A 15868-nucleotide genomic window follows, 5' to 3' on the forward strand; every position below is an offset into this window, starting at 1 on the left:
TCCGGAGCGGCCCTGGATCCCGCCGGCCGGTCTGGGATTATGGCCCGATGTTCGCTCGAGCTGTCGTGACCGGGACCTGCGCCCTTCTGCTCCTCGCCGGCTGCTCCGGCGACGACGACCCGGCCCCCGAGCCGACCGGGCTGCTCACCGTCACCACCATGCGCGGCGCGCTGCTGCAGGCGAACGAGATCGGGCCGACCTGGGCCGCGCCGCAGACCAGCGCCGACCCCAACCAGTTGGTCAGCCTGTGCGGCGGCACCACCACCGCCCCCAGCGTGCCGCCCGGCGCCGAGACGGTGGCCGCGTCCTTCGTGGACGAGGGTGACAAGGGTGCGCAGACGCTCGACCAGACGGCACTCGTCTACGGCGACCCGACCCAGGCCACGGCGGCCCAGACGGCGCTGCGCGCGGTGGCCGACGGGTGCCAGGCCAACGTGTCGGTGCCGGCCACCGTCAACGACGAGAAGTCCGAACCGGCCTACACCGAAACCGTCGCGATCAAGACACTCGACGAATCCGGCTGGACCGGGTTCGTCGTCGTCCGGCACAAGAAGTACGACCCGGCCCACCCGGGCACGGCGGACACCGCGGTGGCCGTGCTGACCAGCCGGAACGTCACGCTCGTGGACACGTACGCGATCTATCGGATCAACAACTCGAGCCCGTCGGCCAACTTCGACGCCGACTGGCAGCGGCTTGTCGGCAGCGTCGTCCAGCGCGTCGGATAGCCGGTTCGCGAGTCGGATAGCCAGGCGGGATAGACACGAACCCCTACTGTCGTCTAATGTTCCGAGTGCGCCGTTGAGAGTTCTTCCCCCGTGGAATTCTCAGCGGCGTCTTAATTTTGTACGGGTAGTGCGTCGTAGCCGCGGATGGTGAGACTGTCCCGCCGCGCCGCCCCGGGGGCGAGCCGCAGGCCGGGCAGCCGCTCGAACAGGCGCGGAAAAGCGATCTCCGCTTCGAGCCGGGCCATCGGCGCCCCCAGGCAGTAGTGCATGCCCCCGCCGAACGCCAGCGACGCGTTGTCGGCCCGCTTCAGATCCAGCCGGTCCGGCTCGCTGAACCGCCGCGGATCCCGGTTGGCCGAGCCCGTATAGGCCACGATCCGGTCACCCGGCTGGAAAGTCACCCCGGCGATCGTGGTCGCCTCGAGGGCCGTCCGGTCGATGTTCTGCACCGGCGAGTCGTAGCGCAGCAGTTCCTGCACGGCGGCGGCCGGATCGGCGAACAACGCCGGCCGCTGCTCCGGATGCTCCAGCAACGCGACCAACCCGTTCGACAGCAGGTTGGTGGTCGTCTCGAACCCGGCCGCGAACAACAACCCGGCCATGGTGAGCAACTCGTCCTCGGTGAGCCGGTCACCCGCCTCCTCATGACCGACGAGGGCGCTCATCAGATCCTCGCGCGGCTGCCGGCGCCGTTCGGTGGCCAGAGCGGCGAGATATTCCCGTACGGCCTTGGCCGCTGGATTGGCTTTCGACAGCACCTCGGGCGTGATGTCGTCGAGCACGGCCGACCAGTCCGACACCAGATGCTGGAACTGGGCCCGATCGGCGGCCGGGATGCCCAGCAGCTCGCTGATCACGTTGCACGGCAACGGAAACGCGAACGCCTCGACGAAGTCGGAGGAGGACCGGCCGGCCATCACGTCGATCAGGTCGTCGATCATCCGCTCGGTCGCGGGGCGCAGCGCCTGCACCCGGCGAGCGGTGAAACTCGAGCTGACCAGGCGTCGCAGCCGCGTGTGGTCGGGCGGATTGATGCCGAGCAGGCTAGTGAAATATCCGTACAAAGCCGGATGTTCGGCCCAGTCGGCCAGCCCGGCGTGGGCCAGCAGTTCGACCGGCATCTTGCCCAGGCGGTGATCGCGGGCGACCGCCGCGCACTCGGTCCAGCGGGTGACGATCAGGGTGCCGTCATCGGCCCGGACGACCGCGCCGATCTCGCGGAGACGCGCGTAGTGACCGTACGGCTCTTCGCGCCCGACGACGGTGGAGAGCTCGGCGATCAGTGCCGAGACCTCGCGACTTTCCACAATGTCCGCCACAACGTGACCATACAAGCCGCGAGCACGCGCTGACTGTGACAGATCTGGCGTTCGGTACCGAACGGGGTTGAGCGACGAGCGCGCGTGTTCTAGGCTTCAGCTCGTTCCATCAACCACAGTTTATGGACGCCAGCATCGGGGGATGTGCATGGACGCGGTTCGTGTCCCTGCTCATGGCAACCGGCGGCTGTGGTTTCCAACGGGGGAGGGGGGCGTGGGTGGGCGCCTTCTCCATCGCGGCAAAGCTTGATCGCCTGTTCCGGCAGCATCGGCCGGAGCCCAGCTACATGGCGGTCGCCGAGGCGGTCCGGGCCGGCCAGGGTGTGTCGATCTCGCACACGTACATCTGGCAGCTGCGGACCGGCAAGCGCGACAACCCCACGGTCACCCACCTGACCGCGCTGGCCGCCTACTTCGGCGTCCCGGTCTCCTACTTCCTCGACGACGAGCAGACCCGTCGCATCGACGACCAGTTCGAGCTGCTGCAGAGCATCCGCGACGCCGGGGTGACCGAGATCGCGCTCCGGGCGGCCGACGTCTCGCCCCGAGGCCGCGACAAGATCAGCGAGATGATCCGGATGGTCTGGGAGTCGGAGCGGCAGGCGGACAGCTGACCGGCTGTTCCGAGATTTTCCGGTACGCCGTACTCACCGCGCTCAGCCACGCCACCTCGTCGGTCATCTCCGGTCCGACTGTGGCCCAGCTGCCCGGTTCTCCGACCGGCTCGTCGCCGCGGGCCCGCCGGTGCAGCGCCTCGGCGATCCGCCGCGCCTCGTCCTCCGGGCCGTTCTGATCCGCCGTTCCCGGCTCGATGCCCGGCCGTGGCCTCGTGGCGCCACTGTCTCCCGCGGCCGGGCCGGGCGGCAGGTGCACACGCAGGGCCAGCAGGCCGTCCCGGATCTCGATGACCCGCCGATAGACGCGCAGGTGCACGTCGTCGACCCCGGCCAGCTCGACGATCGCCCGCCGCGGGGAGAACAGGATGACCTGGGGGAACGTGTCACGCATGGCCTTCCACAACGGCCGCAGAGCCAGGAGCGACCGGTACGCCGCCAGGGCCGACAACCCGCGCGGCACTGACACCGCCGCCCCGCCGGCCACCATCAGCAGCGCACCGACCGCCTGCGCGAACTCGGCCGGCGGGGTGAGCCGTGCGGGATCCACGCCGGCCCCGGCGCCGATCATGGTGGTGACCACCGCGCGGAAGAGGGTGTCGAGCGCGAGCAGCCCCGCCCCGGCCGCGACTCCCCGCAGCGCCGCCCGCGACCAGCGCGCCGGCACCCCCGCGGCGGTCCGCCCGAACAGCACCGCCCCGGCCGAGAGGGCGGTGCCGACGTAAAGGTCGAGAGCCAGCCAGAACGTGACGACGCCCGGGGTCAGGGGGCCGTCCACCACGCCCGGGCTGACCGCGAACGTGACCGCCGCCGTCGCGAGCAGCGTCAGCATGACCGCGGCCGACGCCCGGTGCCAGGCCGCGGCCCGCCCGTCGGCCAGCAGCACGAACCGCAGGAACCAGTACGAGGCGACCATCGCGGCCAGGTGCTGGGCGGCCCCCAGATGAGCCCGGCTGAGCTCGTCGACCAGTGGCGGGAAGCCGGCCGTGCGGGATACGGCCAGGGCGATGATGCTCGCGCTGAGGGCGCGCTGCCGGCTGTCGCGCCAGAGCCCGGGCAGGCGGGACACCGCCAGGCCCCAGAGGAAGATCATCAGGGCGGCGGCGAGGATCACCACCGGTCGAGGCCGAGGGCGTCGGTGACCCGGCCCAGGGCGTTGCGGGGCGTGCGCACCGAGCGGCCGCGGATCAGCGAGGCCATCATCTCGGCCTCGCGTTCCTGCACGTCGGAGTAGGCGGCGCGGCCCAGCATCCGCCGCACGACGGCCGGGTCGAGGTCGGGGAAGAGCCGGGCGATCGCCGCGTCGGCCCCCGAGTGTCCGCAGAGGATGTGCGAGAGCTCGTGCAGCACGATGTGCTCGGCGTGCAGCGGTGACGTGCCCGGATCGAAGAAGATGTGATCGGCCCGCTCGGTGCCGATCCACATGCCGCACGGCGCCTCGGCGCTCAGCCCCGGGACGGGCCGGCGGATCAGCGGGCGGCCCCGGCGCGCGGCCACCTCGTCGCAGAACTCGTCGAGGTCGAACGGGTCGGGCACCCGGACGCCGCGCAGCATCGCCTCGCATCGCCGCCGCAGACCCTCCACCGCGGACACGCTACCCGCCCGTTTCGCTGCGCGGAACTGCGCGGAGAAAGCGCTTACCGAACACGGGGTGTCCAAGGCCTGTGGAATACCCCACCGGACTGTTAACTATTCGGCCATCCCGTGCTTAGCCTTACGAACCTTGGGGCAGAAACCAGTTCGGCCGAGGAATCAAAACCGGAGGTGGCTGGCGATGGAGAAGTTCGTCTACGACTTCGCCGAGGGAAACAAGGATCTCAAAGACCTTCTCGGGGGCAAGGGCGCCAATCTCGCGGAGATGACCAATCTCGGCCTGCCGGTTCCGGCCGGCTTCACGATCACCACCGAGGCGTGCCAGCGGTTCCTGGCCGAGGGCGCGCACGTCGACGGCCTCGACACCGAGATCGACCGCCACCTGGCCGCGCTCGAGGCCACCATGGGCAAGAAGCTGGGCGATCCGGGTGACCCGCTGCTGGTCTCCGTACGGTCGGGGGCGAAGTTCTCGATGCCCGGCATGATGGAGACCGTCCTCAACGTCGGGCTCAACGACGAGTCGGTGACCGGGCTGTCCCGCCAGGCCGGGGGCAATGACCGGTTCGCCTGGGACTCCTATCGCCGGCTGATCCAGATGTTCGGCAAAACGGTGTGTGACGTGCCGGGCGAGGAATTCGAAGAGGCGCTGCACGACGCGAAGGTGGCCAAGGGCGTCAAGGACGATGTGCAACTGGACGCCGGCGATCTCCAAGAGCTCGTGACGGCGTACAAGAAGGTCTTCGCCAAACACGTCGGGCACGAATTCCCGCAGGAGCCCCGCCAGCAGCTCGACCTGGCCATCGAGGCCGTCTTCCGGTCGTGGAACGCGGACCGGGCGGTGCTCTACCGCCGCCAGGAACGCATCCCGGCCGACCTCGGCACGGCGGTCAACGTGGTGGCCATGGTGTTCGGCAACCTCGGACCCGATTCCGGTACGGGCGTGGCGTTCACCCGCGACCCGGCCACCGGCGAGAGCGGCATCTACGGCGACTACCTGCAGAACGCGCAGGGCGAGGACGTCGTCGCCGGCATCCGCAACACGCTGCCGCTGGCCGACCTCGAGAAGATCGACAAGAAGTCGTACGACGAACTGCTGCAGATCATGGCGACGCTCGAGGGGCACTACCACGACCTGTGCGACATCGAGTTCACCATCGAGCGCGGCAAGCTCTGGATGCTGCAGACCCGGGTCGGCAAGCGGACGGCGGCGGCCGCCTTCACGATCGCTCACCAGCTCGTCGACGAGGGCATGATCGACCTCGACGAGGCGGTCACCCGGGTGTCCGGGGCGCAGCTGGCTCAGCTGATGTTCCCCCGGTTCGACCTGTCGGGCGACCCGGCCCCGCTCACTCGTGGCGTCGGCGCCTCGCCCGGGGCGGCGTACGGTTCCGTGGTCTTCACCTCGGAGGCGGCGGTGGCCCAGGCTGCGGCCGGCGAGTCGGTCATCCTGGTCCGGCGCGAGACGAACCCCGACGACCTGCCCGGCATGATCGCGGCGCAGGGCATCCTCACCGCCCGCGGCGGCAAGACCTCGCACGCGGCGGTGGTGGCCCGCGGCATGGGCAAGACGTGTGTCTGCGGGGCCGACGAGCTCGAGGTCGGCCGCGACCAGTTCACCGTGCACGGGCAGGTCGTCCGCGAGGGCGACGTGATCTCGATCGACGGCACGACCGGGCGGGTCTACCGCGGCGAGGTTCCGGTGCGCCCGTCCGAGGTCGTGCAGTATTTCGAGGGCGACCTCGACCCCGCCCTGGCCAACGAACCGCTGGTCGCCGCGGTGCACCAGATCATGACGCACGCCGACGAGCGGGCCCGGCTCAAGGTGCGTACGAATGCCGACACCGGTCCCGACTCGGCCCGCGCCCGCCGCTTCGGCGCCCAGGGCATCGGGCTCTGCCGCACCGAGCACATGTTCCTCGGCGACCGCCGCGAGCTGGTCGAGCGCCTGATCCTGGCGCACACCAAGACCGAACGCGACGATGCCCTGGCCGCCCTGCGCCCGCTGCAGCGGGCCGACTTCCTCGACATCTTCCGCGAGATGAACGGGCTGCCGGTCACCGTGCGGCTGATCGACCCGCCGCTGCACGAGTTCCTGCCCTCCCTGGAGGAGCTGGCGGTGCAGGTCGCGGTGGCCCGGGAACGTGGCGAGGAGGCCGAGCGGGACACCCGGATGCTGGCCGCCGTGCGGCGCATGCACGAGTCCAACCCGATGCTCGGCCTGCGCGGCGTCCGGCTCGGCCTGGTCATCCCCGGCCTGTTCGCCATGCAGGTGCGGGCGATCGCCGAGGCCGCGGTGGCCCTGGCCGCCGAGGGCGGCACCCCGCGTCCCGAGATCATGGTGCCGCTGGTCGGCGCGGTGCAGGAGCTCGAGACGGTCCGCGGCGAGGCCGAGAAGATCATCGCCGAGGTGGTCGGCGACTCCGGCGTCCAGGTGCTGATCGGCACGATGATCGAGGTGCCGCGGGCGGCGCTGACCGCCGGGCAGATCGCCGAGGCGGCCGAGTTCTTCTCGTTCGGCACCAACGACCTGACCCAGATGGCGTGGGGCTTCTCCCGCGACGACGTCGAGGGCGCGTTCTTCTGGCGCTACCTGGAACTGGGCATCTTCGGCATCTCGCCGTTCGAGTCGATCGACCGCGACGGGGTCGGCCGGCTGGTGCGGATCGCCGCCGAGGAGGGCCGGTCGGCGCGGCCCGGCCTCAAGCTCGGCGTCTGCGGCGAGCACGGCGGCGACCCGGAGTCGGTGCACTTCTTCCACGAGGTCGGGCTCGACTACGTGTCGTGCTCGCCGTTCCGGGTGCCGATCGCGCGGCTCGAAGCCGGCCGGGCCGCCGTGGAGTCCGCCGGTTCCGACCACCGCTGACCGATTTTTCCCTCCGCCGTCCGGGTGCGATCACCTGGGCGGCGGATTTTTGTCGGCGGGGAGGTCTAGCGTCGGCCGTGACAAGTTTCAGCCAAGGGAGTCTGTGATGGCGTCTCAGCTCAACCCCTACCTGACGTTCAACGGCAACGCCCGCGAGGCGATGGAGTTCTACCACTCCGTCTTCGGCGGTGAGCTCAAGGTCAACACGTTCGGCGAGTTCGGCGCGCCCGACCCGGCGATCGCCGACAAGGTCATGCACGCGATGCTGACCACCGAGCGGGGCTACGTCCTGATGGCGTCCGACGCGGCGCCCGGCATGGGCGAGGCCAAGGCCGGCGACACGATGACGGTCAGCCTCAGCGGCGACCCCGGCGAGGGCCTCGAAGAGGCGTGGGACAAGCTCGCCGACGGCGGCAACGTGACGATGCCGTTCGAGAAGCAGATGTGGGGCGACGTCTACGGTCAGCTCGTCGACAAGTTCGGCACCCCGTGGATGGTCGACGTGGTCGCGCCGCAGTGACCCGTGCTCGTCCCGGCCCCGATGCAGGGCCGGGACGGGTCTCCCGTCAGCTGCCGGCCGAGGCGGCCGGCTTGCACAGGTTGGTCGTCGCGATCGCCACGATGCGCTGACCGTTCTTCGCGTTCGTCGAGAACAGGTTGGTCGCGTCGGTGACCTGCTCGCTGACGGTCATGCCGTTCTTCGCGTCCTGACACAGGTTGTACCCGTTGTCGATGGCGGTCTGCTCGTCCTTCACCAGCGCGGGGTCCAGGGCCCGGAGCGCCTTGATGAAAGTCGCCTCGTCGCCCTTGGGCAGGCTGCCCGCGACGTCCTTGACGGCTGCCGCGCTCGGGTTCCCGCCGCTGGTGTCGCTCTTGGTGTCGTCGCCGCCGGAACAGGCGCTCAACGACCCCAGCCCGAACACGGCCACCAGAACGGTGCCGGCCACGGCAAGACGTGCCCCCACGTTGCGTCCCCCTCGTTTCGATGAAGCGATCTTTACCGCCACGTACCGCAGGCACGGTACGGGGCCCCCGCCACACCCGAAACAGCCCCCCAGCCAACAATTCCACCCAACCGGTCGGCCGCCCTCGCCGCCGGGCGGGCCAGTTCGGCGGTCGGGCGGTGCGCTGAGTTCTGCGGCCGGGCGGTGCGCTGAGTTCTGCGGCCGGGCGGTGCGCTGAGTTCTGCGGCCGGGCGGTGCGCTGAGTTCTGCGGCCGGGCGGTGGGTTCAGTTCTGCGGCCGGGCGGTGCGTTCAGTTCCGCGGCCGGGCGGTGTGCTCAGGTGTAGTCGGGCGGCGGGGGCTCGTGGTCGTAGTCGAAGTCGGGCGGCTCCTCGTCGAAGGTGAAGGCCGGCTCGGGCTCGGGCTCGCCGAAGCGCGACGAGGCCGCGGGCCGGGCCGCGACAGGCGGCGGCGGTGGGGCCGCGTCGCTGGCCGATTCGTGGAGCGTGTCGAGCACCTGCTGCCCGAACTTGGTCAGCTTGCTCTGCCCGACCCCGCTCACCGTGCCCAGTTCGCCCAGCGTCTTCGGGTTCAGCGCCGCGATCGCCCGCAGCGTGGCGTCGTGGAAGATCACGTATGCGGGCATGCCCTGCTCCTTGGCCACCGACGCCCGCCACGCCCGCAGCCGCTCGAAGGTCGACGCGTCGGCCGGGGACAGGTCGGCCGCCGGGGCCGCCGCCGCCCGCTGCTTGGGCGCGCGCACCTTGGCCGGCGCCTCCCGCCGCATCATGACCTTGGTCTCGCCGCGTAGCACCCCGGCGCTGGCATCGGTCAGCACCAGCGTGCTGTATTCGCCCTCGACCGCCAGCAGCCCGCCGGCCAGCAGCTTGCGCACGACCCCACGCCACTCCGCCTCACGCAGTTCGGCCCCGATGCCGAAGACCGACAGCTCGTTGTGCCGGAACCGCTGGACCTTGTCGGTCTCCTTGCCGAGCAGGATGTCGATCGACTGCCCGGCGCCGAACTTCTGCCCCCGCTCGCGCTGCAGCCGCAGCACGGTCGAGAGCAGCTTCTGCGCGGGGACCGTGCCGTCCCACGACTCCGGCGGCGTCAGGCACGTGTCGCAGTTGCCGCAGTTGTCGGTCGTGGCGGTCTGTCCGAAGTAGTTCAGCAGCTGCGACCGGCGGCACGTGACGGTCTCGCACAGGGCCAGCATCGCGTCGAGGTGCTGGGCGGCGTTGCGGCGGTGGGCCAGGTCGCCGTCCGAGCTGTCGATCATCTTGCGCTGCTGCACGACGTCTTGCAGACCGTAGGCCAGCCAGGCCGTCGACGGCTGCCCGTCGCGCCCGGCCCGGCCCGTCTCCTGGTAGTAGCCCTCGACCGACTTGGGCAGGTCGAGGTGGGCCACGAAGCGTACGTCGGGCTTGTCGATGCCCATGCCGAAGGCGATGGTCGCCACCATGACCATGCCCTCTTCGCGCAGGAAGCGGGACTGGTTGGCCGCGCGCACCCGGTTGTCGAGCCCGGCGTGGTAGGGCAGCGCCTTGACGCCGTTCTGCACCAGGAACTCGGCCGTCTTCTCGACCGACGCCCGCGACAGGCAGTAGATGATGCCGGCCTCGCCCGGATGCTCGGTGCGGAGCAGATCGAGCAGCTGCTTGCGGGGCTCGTTCTTCGGCACGATCCGGTACTGGATGTTGGGCCGGTCGAAGCTGGCCGTGAAATGCCGCGCGTCGGCCAGCTGCAGCCGGTGCGCGATCTCGTCGCGGGTCGCCGTCGTCGCGGTAGCCGTCAGCGCGATGCGCGGCACGTCGGGCCAGCGCTCGTGCAACATTGACAGCCCCAGATAGTCGGGCCGGAAGTCGTGCCCCCACTGCGACACACAGTGCGCCTCGTCGATCGCGAAGAGCGAGATCTTGCCCCGATCGAGCAGCCGCTGGGTGGCCGCCACGCCCAGCCCCTCGGGCGCGACGTAGAGCAGGTCGAGGTCACCGTTGACGAACTCGGCCTCGACCAGGCGCCGCTCGTCGTAGTCCTGAGCCGAGTTGAGGAAGCCGGCCCGCACCCCGACCGTACGCAACGCGTCGACCTGATCCTGCATCAGCGCGATCAGCGGCGAGATCACCACGCCCGTGCCCGGCCGGACGAGGGCCGGAATCTGATAGCACAGCGACTTGCCGCCACCGGTCGGCATGAGCACGAGCGCGTCGCCGCCGCCGGCCACGTGCTCGATGATGTCGTGCTGCTGCCCCCGGAACGAGGGATAGCCGAACACCCGGTTGAGCACATCAACGGCCGCCGAGCCGCCCGCGGAAACCTGGTCTGCCGAAGTCACCCCGCGACAGTACAGAGATTCGCCCCTCAGGCGCGAAGCCCTGTGGACAACCCCGAATTGTGGATAACCCCGATCGTGTGTCACCTCACCGTGTCCCAGGCCCGGCCTCCGCCGGGCCCCGGAATCGGAACCTCACCCGGCCCGCATCCTGCTGCTATCGCCTAGCTCACCGACTGAATACGTCACGCCACTGACAGCGCGCGCAGGCGCTGGTTGCGTACACTTCGTCGCGCGGGCGGGCAGATTGACGCTGGTCTCGGGCCCGCTGTGCAATCGGTGCCGGCTGTGGATCGGAGTAGTAGGTGGAGCACGAGGGCGAGAAGGAAGCCAAGGTGACGGAAATCGGCACTGACGCCGACGTGTTCGAGGGCAACCAGCTGCTGCACATCGCCTCGACGATGACTGACTCCGACATCGATCAGGTGCGCAGGCAGGTGGGGGAGCTCGGCAATTTCAAGCAGCTCGCCACCGACGCGCTTTCCATCCTCGAACGGCTCCACCGTACGACTCTCGACGCCAACGGTCAGAGTGCCGATCATTTCTTCCGTTCATGCCAGGAGACCCGCGCCGCCTTCGCCATGGTGCTCGCGCGGGAGGACCTCCAGTGGGAGCAGCAGAAGTACGTCCTCGACAAGCTGATGGAACTCATGCACCTGGAAAGCGCCAAGGACACCGAGACCAAGAAGCTGATCCAGACGCTGGCGCAGAAGATGTCCAACCGGATGCTTCTGCTCACCGGAACTGCCATCGCGGCCGGTGCCGTGGCCGTCGCTGTCGCCGCTCCCAGAGCAGCCCGAGAGATCGCGAAAGTGCTGACCAAAGAGTGACTGTCCCGGTCGGCGGGTTACGTGCGCCCAGGCGGTGCGGAACACCGGCGCCGTAACCATGGACCCGCGCGTTGCCGCCGCCATTTGGCATGGCGAGCGGTAGCGCCGTCAGCGGGGTGGCAGGAGCGACACCAGGGCCAGGATCACCTGGGCGGGGGAACCGTCGGCGGCGTCCAGGGCTAGCGGCGCGTCTTGGGCGGCGTGCTGGCCGGCGACGCGGTGCAGGGCTGATACGCCGGCGCTGGACAGGTGCGTCACGGCGGTCAGGTCGACTGTCATCGGCACCGTGCCGCCCCGGCTGCGGCGCAGCAGTTCGCGGCGGGCCAGGTCGGCCGTGGTGATGTCGAGCGGGCCCTCGATCAGCACGTGGGTCTCGCCGGCGCCGTCGCGCTCGATGATGCGGAACTCGGGCTCCGAGGTGGGGGTGGGTGCGGGCGCGGGAACGGGAATGGGAGACGGGACGGCCGAGGTGTGCGGGTCGTCGAGCAGGCGCGCGGGGTGGCTCAGCGGCTTGGAGATGCGGGCCACGGTTCCGGTCTCGTCGTGGTCGACTGTCAGCACCGAGACCAGCTGGGCCGCCAGGGCCAGGCCGCGGCCGCGGTTGGCCTGTTCGCGGGGTTCCATCCAGCGGCCCTCGTCGGTGACCGAGGCCTCGACCACGCCGGCCGGAGTCAGCGTCGCGCGCACCGTCACCGTGGCCGAGGGGGCCGCGCCGGCGTGTTCGACCGCGTTGGCCAGCAGTTCGCCCAGGGCGTGCTGGAACGCGAACACGTCCTCCGTGGTCGCGCCCAGGCGGCCCAGCCACTCGCCCACGCGGCGGCGAGTGCTGCGCAGCTCGGTGGGGGAAGCGGGCAGGGTGAGGAGCAGGTCTTCGACGACTGGTACGCGCTGGACGGCCAGCAGCGTGATGTCGTCGGTGTGGCCGGTGGCGCGGACCAGCAGTTCGACGGTCTGGGCGCAGACCCGTTCGGCGGGCGTGGCCGCCGGGTCGTGCAGGGCCCGGCCGGCGGCGCTGTCGGCCGCCACGTGGGCCAACTCGGCGGCGCTCGAGGCGTGGTCGCGGCCGGGGCGCTCGAGGATGCCGTCGCTGAACAGGAGCAGCAGGTCACCCTCGTCGAGGTGCTCACGGCGTACGGGAAAATCTCCTCCCGTGCCCAGCGGCGCGCCCCCGGTCAGCGGCAGGTAGCGGGTCGTGCCGGCGGGAGCCACCACCAGCGGCGCGGGATGGCCGGCGGTGCAGTAGGTCATGTCGCCGCTCGACGTGTCGAGCACCGCCAGCACCACCGTGGTCGCGTGGGCGGCCGGCACCCGGGCCGCGAACCGGTCGGCCGCCGCGAGCGCGTCGGCGATCGGTGCGCCCTCCTCCAGGCGGTCCTGCAGCACCGCCCGCAGCTGGCCCATCACGCCCGACGCGGTCACGCCGTGGCCGACCACGTCACCGACGATCAGCGCGATCCGGCCGTCGCGTTGCACCACGGCGTCGAACCAGTCGCCGCCGGCCGCCGTGTCCGCCTCGGCGAGCAGGTAGCTGGCCGCTATTCGGGCCCCGGGCAGCACCGGCAACCCGGGCGGCAGCAGCTCGCGCTGCAGGGCGGTCACCACGGTGCGCGAAGCCTCGTAGCGTTCGGCCACCACCTGCCGCTGGCGCACCATCTCGGTGACGTCGAAGCCGACGCCGATCACGCCCCGCCGTTCGCCGTCGACCGTCCACGGTGTGATGGTGAAGTTGGCGAACATCTCGTGGACCGAGCCGTCCGGGCCCTTGATGTGGGCCCGCCACTCGCGGCCCATGATCGGTTCGCCGGTGCGGTAGACGTCGTGGTAGGCGTCGACGAACTGCTGCCCGGCCAGGTCGCTGAGGACCTCGCTGATCGGCCGGCCCAGATATTCGCGCCCGGCCAGCACCGAGCGGGTGGCCGCGCTCAGGCTGAGCACGCGCAGGTCCGGCCCCTCGCACACGGCCAGGATGAAGGGCACCTGGTCGACCGCGGTGAGCAGCAGCGACGGGTCTTCGGCCATCAGCTAATACTGCCGTCGGGTGGTGTCACTCGGCGAGGGGTAGCTCGATCGTGTGAGCCGTGTGCGACGCCTTGGTGGCCAGATAGCGCACGTTGGCGGCGGACATGTGCACACCGGTCGGCACCCGCTGGGCCACGTCGATGCCGCACTTGGCGAGCTGGATCTCCTTGTCGGGGTTGTTGCTGAGCAGCCGGATCCGCCCGGCGCCGAGCGCGAACAGCATCTGCGCCGCGGCCGAATAGTCCCGTTCGTCCTCACCGCGGCCGAGCGCGACGTTCGCCTCGTACGTGTCCAGGCCGGCATCCTGCAGAGCATAGGCGTCGAGTTTGGCGTAGAGGCCGATACCGCGGCCCTCCTGGCGCAGGTAGAGCAGGAAGCCGCCCTGGTCGGCGATCCGCTCGGCGGCCTCGCGCAGCTGCGGCCCGCAGTCGCAGCGCTGACTGCCGAACACGTCGCCGGTCAGGCACTCGCTGTGCGGCCGCACCAGCGGGGCCCGGCCCCCGGCGGCCGACTTCTTCAGCGCCCGCTGCCAGTCACCCAGGCCGAGGGCCAGATGTTCCTTGCCGTCGACCAGGCCGTCGAAGGTCATCACCTGAGCCGTGGTCGCGTACCCGTCCCCGAATCGGAGCGGTACGGTCACCTGCTGCCGCACCGTGGCTTCTAACATCGGTCCTCCTCGTTGGTTCCCCGTTGATCCGCTATACCCGCCGTGGGAGTCACCGCACCGCAACAGACCGCGAATGTGCCTGTAATCGTGGCGCGGATTATCTTGGACGCAACTGTTCGGCCGGGGTGACGATCGTCGCTCTCTGTGGGAGGCGTCATCGGTGGTTGAGCGTCCTTACGTCCTGCTGAGCTGTGGCATGTCCATCGACGGTTACCTCGACGACGCCACGCGTGACCGGCTGCTGCTGTCCAACGAGGCCGATTTCGACCGGGTCGACGAGGTCCGGGCCGGGTGCGACGCGATCCTGGTCGGGGCGGCGACGATCCGGCAGGACGATCCGCGCCTGCTGGTCCGCTCGGCCGAGCGCCGGGCGGCCCGGGTGGCCCGGGGCGAGCCGGCCAACCCGCTGAAGGTGACCGTCACGGGCCGGTGCGACCTCGATCCGGGGGCCAGGTTCTTCGCGGTGGGCGACGTGGGCAAAGTGGTCTACTGCTCGTCCGAAACGCACGAATCGGCGGCGAGAAAGCTCAAGGAAGTCGCCACGGTCGTCGACGGCGGCGACCCGGTCGACCTGCACCGGGTCACGGCCGACCTGGCCCGCCGGGGCGTCCGCCGGCTGATGGTCGAGGGCGGCGGCTCGATGCACACGCAGTTCCTGACCGCGGGTCTGGCCGACGAGCTCCAGCTGGTGGTGGCGCCCTTCTTCGTCGGCGACTCGCGGGCGCCGCGCTTCGTCGGCGACGGCGACTTTCCGTGGGGGCCGGGCCGCCGGGCGACGCTGGCCGAGGTCCGCCAGATCGGCGACGTTGTCCTGCTGCGATACGCGCTGTCCGACCGATTCGTGCCGAACTAAAGGCTCAGGCACCGACGCGGGCCAGTTCTCGCCCGAGAAGCATCTCCGGCGAAACAGGCGCGGCGGAAGCGGCGGAGGCAAGGGGAGCAGCGGGAGCGAGGGGAGCGGCGAGACCGTAGGGAGCCGGCGAGACCGGCACGACGGCAGCCGGACGCAGCCGGGCCGCGGCCCGCACCAGCAGCACCGCGGCGCCGGGCAGGGCGGCGGCGAAGGCGAACACCCCGTACACGACAGCGGTCGTCAGGCCCTGGGTCGCGCTCAGCCCGGCCGCCCCGAACGCCCACGCGGTAACGGCCTCACGCGGCCCCCAGCCACCGATGTTGAGCGGCAACGACATGGCCAGCAGGGCGAGCAGCATCAGCGGCACGAGCCGGGTCAGCGAAGCCACCGAGCCGGCCGCCCGCGCCGCCACCACGAAGGTCGCCAGGTGCCCGACCAGCACCACCACCGAGGCCAGGGTCACGCCCGGCCAGTTGCGGCGGGCCAGCAGCCCGGTGCGGATCTCGGCCAGCCCGGTCCGGACGCCCGCGGCGAGACGAGAGCCGCCCTGACGAAGTGACCGGCACGCCATCAGCACCAGCGCGAAAGCCACAAATACCGCAGCAGCGACGACCGCCACCACAAAGCCATGATCACGCAAGGCCGTCAGTACGGGGGAGGGGACAGTCAGCAGCACGGTCAGACCGACGAAGATCAGGACGAGCTGCCCGGCCGTACGCTCCAGCACCACGGCCCGCACACTCTTGGCGACGTCGCCCTCGTCCCGGCCGTGCTGCACCGCGCGGTCCACGTCGCCGAGCACCCCGCCCGGAAGCGCGGCGTTGAGGAACAGCGCCTTGTAGTAGTCGGCCACCGCCGTACGGAAGGAAAGCCTCAAGCCCAGGCCCCGCGCGACCAGGCACCAGCGCCAGGCACTGAACACCGTGGTGGCGACGCCGATCGCGAACGCCAGGGCCAGCGCCGGCACCGAGATCACCCGCAGGCCGTCGAGGAAAGCGCCGGTGCCGAGCCGCCACAGCAGGAAGACCAGGATCCCGGCCCCACCCAGGATCCTCGCCCAAGCCCAGATACGCCCCACGTCGCCGTCCCCTTCGTCTAGCCCGTCTTT

At 70.6% G+C, this 15868-nt stretch carries 14 protein-coding genes; 6 read left to right on the forward strand and 8 right to left on the reverse strand.

Features of this window, described 5'->3' with window-relative positions; all coding sequences use genetic code 11:
- Positions 1-47: 47 nt before the first annotated feature.
- Positions 48-728 carry a hypothetical protein gene (locus KOI35_RS12680; protein WP_215786899.1) on the forward strand — a complete coding sequence of 227 codons (681 nt, stop codon included), beginning with the start codon at positions 48-50 and terminating at the stop codon, positions 726-728.
- Between the two features lie 110 nt (positions 729-838).
- On the opposite strand, the gene KOI35_RS12685 is transcribed toward KOI35_RS12680, so the two are convergent.
- Positions 839-2047 (reverse strand): cytochrome P450, encoded by a 1209-nt coding sequence (locus tag KOI35_RS12685; protein WP_215786901.1) that lies wholly within the window; start codon positions 2045-2047, stop codon positions 839-841.
- A 218-nt stretch (positions 2048-2265) separates the two neighbouring features.
- Between KOI35_RS12685 and KOI35_RS12690 the strand changes: the two genes are divergently transcribed.
- Entirely contained in the window at positions 2266-2661 is a 396-nt protein-coding gene (locus KOI35_RS12690; protein ID WP_215786902.1) for a helix-turn-helix domain-containing protein, read from the forward strand.
- Here KOI35_RS12690 and KOI35_RS12695 read toward each other — a convergent pair.
- Positions 2609-3778: an MAB_1171c family putative transporter gene (locus KOI35_RS12695; protein ID WP_215786904.1), complete on the reverse strand. Its 1170-nt coding sequence runs from the start codon at positions 3776-3778 to the stop codon at positions 2609-2611. The two genes, KOI35_RS12690 and KOI35_RS12695, sit on opposite strands and share 53 nt — an antisense overlap.
- Entirely contained in the window at positions 3772-4245 is a 474-nt protein-coding gene (locus tag KOI35_RS12700) for a hypothetical protein (protein ID WP_308120928.1), read from the reverse strand. Before KOI35_RS12700 ends, KOI35_RS12695 begins: the two co-directional genes overlap by 7 nt.
- Positions 4246-4435: 190 nt before the next feature.
- Between KOI35_RS12700 and ppdK the strand changes: the two genes are divergently transcribed.
- Both ppdK and KOI35_RS12710 read left to right on the forward strand, forming a co-directional pair.
- Positions 4436-7117, forward strand: coding sequence for a pyruvate, phosphate dikinase (gene ppdK, locus KOI35_RS12705; RefSeq protein WP_215786906.1), 2682 nt, complete (start codon positions 4436-4438; stop codon positions 7115-7117).
- 106 nt (positions 7118-7223) lie between these two features.
- Complete coding sequence (locus KOI35_RS12710) at positions 7224-7637, forward strand: VOC family protein (RefSeq protein ID WP_215786908.1); 414 nt, start codon at positions 7224-7226, stop codon at positions 7635-7637.
- Positions 7638-7683: 46 nt separating this feature from the next.
- On the opposite strand, the gene KOI35_RS12715 is transcribed toward KOI35_RS12710, so the two are convergent.
- Positions 7684-8082, reverse strand: a complete 399-nt coding sequence (locus KOI35_RS12715) for a DUF732 domain-containing protein (protein WP_215786909.1) — start codon at positions 8080-8082, stop codon at positions 7684-7686.
- 314 nt (positions 8083-8396) lie between these two features.
- Positions 8397-10394 carry a DNA helicase RecQ gene (recQ, locus tag KOI35_RS12720; protein WP_215786911.1) on the reverse strand — a complete coding sequence of 666 codons (1998 nt, stop codon included), beginning with the start codon at positions 10392-10394 and terminating at the stop codon, positions 8397-8399.
- Between the two features lie 302 nt (positions 10395-10696).
- On the opposite strand from recQ, the gene KOI35_RS12725 reads away from it, so the two are divergent.
- Complete coding sequence (locus tag KOI35_RS12725; RefSeq protein WP_215786913.1) at positions 10697-11221, forward strand: hypothetical protein; 525 nt, start codon at positions 10697-10699, stop codon at positions 11219-11221.
- A gap of 108 nt (positions 11222-11329) precedes the next feature.
- Here KOI35_RS12725 and KOI35_RS12730 read toward each other — a convergent pair whose 3' ends face one another.
- Both KOI35_RS12730 and KOI35_RS12735 read right to left on the reverse strand, forming a co-directional pair.
- Positions 11330-13240 (reverse strand): SpoIIE family protein phosphatase, encoded by a 1911-nt coding sequence (locus KOI35_RS12730; protein ID WP_215786915.1) that lies wholly within the window; start codon positions 13238-13240, stop codon positions 11330-11332.
- Between the two features lie 25 nt (positions 13241-13265).
- Positions 13266-13907 carry a GTP cyclohydrolase II gene (locus tag KOI35_RS12735; RefSeq protein WP_215786917.1) on the reverse strand — a complete coding sequence of 214 codons (642 nt, stop codon included), beginning with the start codon at positions 13905-13907 and terminating at the stop codon, positions 13266-13268.
- Between the two features lie 160 nt (positions 13908-14067).
- On the opposite strand from KOI35_RS12735, the gene KOI35_RS12740 reads away from it, so the two are divergent.
- Positions 14068-14760: a RibD family protein gene (locus KOI35_RS12740; protein WP_215786919.1), complete on the forward strand. Its 693-nt coding sequence runs from the start codon at positions 14068-14070 to the stop codon at positions 14758-14760.
- A gap of 4 nt (positions 14761-14764) precedes the next feature.
- Here the strand turns inward: KOI35_RS12740 and KOI35_RS12745 are convergent, their stop codons facing one another.
- Entirely contained in the window at positions 14765-15838 is a 1074-nt protein-coding gene (locus KOI35_RS12745; RefSeq protein ID WP_308120929.1) for a lysylphosphatidylglycerol synthase transmembrane domain-containing protein, read from the reverse strand.
- Positions 15839-15868: the final 30 nt, after the last annotated feature.

This window comes from Paractinoplanes bogorensis (assembly GCF_018829635.1).
Lineage (GTDB): Bacteria > Actinomycetota > Actinomycetes > Mycobacteriales > Micromonosporaceae > Actinoplanes > Actinoplanes bogorensis.

Coding starts and splice junctions, on each gene's coding strand:
- KOI35_RS12735 (WP_215786917.1), bottom strand. CDS start 13,907: ATGTTAGAAGCCACGGTGCGGCAGCAGGTGACCGTACCGCTCCGATTC.
- KOI35_RS12680 (WP_215786899.1), top strand. CDS start 48: ATGTTCGCTCGAGCTGTCGTGACCGGGACCTGCGCCCTTCTGCTCCTC.
- ppdK (WP_215786906.1), top strand. CDS start 4,436: ATGGAGAAGTTCGTCTACGACTTCGCCGAGGGAAACAAGGATCTCAAA.
- KOI35_RS12710 (WP_215786908.1), top strand. CDS start 7,224: ATGGCGTCTCAGCTCAACCCCTACCTGACGTTCAACGGCAACGCCCGC.
- KOI35_RS12730 (WP_215786915.1), bottom strand. CDS start 13,240: ATGGCCGAAGACCCGTCGCTGCTGCTCACCGCGGTCGACCAGGTGCCC.